At 69.6% G+C, this 1,606-nt stretch carries 2 protein-coding genes; both read right to left on the bottom strand.

The window, feature by feature from the left end:
- Window positions 1-230 precede the first annotated feature (230 nt).
- On the bottom strand, window positions 231-1,022 hold the full coding sequence (locus ACZ6SQ_RS38335) for an ABC transporter permease (protein WP_469570683.1): 792 nt from the start codon (window positions 1,020-1,022) through the stop codon (window positions 231-233).
- The coding region (locus ACZ6SQ_RS38330; protein ID WP_469570680.1) for an ATP-binding cassette domain-containing protein at window positions 1,019-1,606 on the bottom strand (588 nt) is incomplete at its 5' end. The genes ACZ6SQ_RS38330 and ACZ6SQ_RS38335, both read right to left, overlap by 4 nt.

Here is a 1,606-nt window from a genome sequence, read left to right as displayed (position 1 = left end):
GGGGTGTCCGTCCTCGGTCCGCCGATCCGGTTTCCTACGGGGGTTCTGGTGTTTGACGGCGGCCGCTGCGGGCGGACACCCCCCGCCCCGTCCCCTTGCCGCCGTACGCGGCTTTCCGCCGCCGCTGCGGGCATGCGTGCCGCTAGGGGCGGCACGGGTGGGCGCTGCGGCACCTCGCTGACGCCGAGCTGCGCACCGCCCCGCCCCAGCCCCCACCAAGGGGCACGCCGCTACTGAGGGTCCGCGTTGAACCTCGCCGTCGACCAGGCGTACCCGACACCCGCCAGGACAAGGCACCACGCAAGCGCCAGAGGCCCGTTGTGGCCGATCTCGGTGCCGAGGAGCAGGCCCCGCAGCGTCTCGATGGCCGGCGTGAAGGGCTGGTACTCGGCCACCGGCTGGAACCACCCCGGCATCGCCTCGACCGGCACGAACGTACTGGAGATCAGAGGCAGGAAGATCAGCGGCATCGCGTTGTTGCTGGCCGCCTCGGCGTTGGGACTGACCAGGCCCATGCCGACCGCGATCCAGGTGAGCGACAGGGCGAACAGCACGAGGAGGCCGAAGGCCGCGAGCCACTCCAGGACACTGGCGTCGGTGGAGCGGAAGCCGATGGCCACGCCCACGGCACCGACGAGGAGCACGCTCATGACGCTCTGGAGGACGCTGCCGACGACGTGTCCGACGAGGACCGAGGCACGGTGGATCGCCATCGTGCGGAAGCGGGCGATGATGCCCTCGGTCATGTCGTTGGAGACGGAGACCGCCGTGCCGATCGTGGTGCTGCCGATGGTCATGAGCAGCAGGCCCGGGACGATGTACGCGATGTACTCGGAGCGGTCCGGGCCACCACCGCCGATGCCCGCGCTCATCGTGTCGCCGAAGACGTAGACGAACAGCAGGAGCAGCATCACGGGCGTGAGCAGCAGGTTCAGGGTGAGGGACGGGTAGCGCCGGGCGTGCAGGAGGTTGCGGCGCAGCATGGTGGCCGAGTCGCGTACGGCGAGGGAGAGGGAGCTCATCGGGCGTCTTCCTTGGTCTGGTGAGGGACGGTGACGGAGCTGGTCAGGGCGAAGAAGACGTCGTCGAGGTCAGGGGTGTGCACGGTCAGTTCGTCGGCCTCGACACCGGCCGCGTCGAGGCGGTCGAGGAGGGCGCGCAGTGCGCGCTGGGTGCCGTCGCTTGGGATGTGCAGGGTGAGGGATTCGTCGTCGTGTGTGGTCTCGTTCAGGGCGGTCGACGCTGATCTGTAGGCGGCCGGGTCGGTGAAGCGGAGGCTGACGTGGCCGCCGGGGATCAGGCGCTTGAGCTCGTCCGCGGTGCCCTCGGCCGCGATCTTTCCGTCGTTCAGCACGGCTATGTGGTCGGCGAGTTCGTCCGCCTCCTCCAGGTACTGGGTGGTGAGGAAGATCGTGACGCCGTCGGCGACGAGTTCGCGGATGATCTGCCACATGTTGTGGCGGCTGCGGGGGTCGAGGCCGGTGGTGGGCTCGTCGAGGAAGATGACGCGTGGGCTGCCGACCAGGGTCATGGCGATGTCCAGGCGGCGCTTCATCCCGCCCGAGTACGTCGAAGCCGGCTTCCCCGCGGCCTCGGTGAGGTCGAA

The sequence above is a fragment of the Streptomyces sp. NPDC048600 genome (genome assembly GCF_055587025.1).
This window is presented reverse-complemented; position numbering and strand designations above follow the sequence as displayed.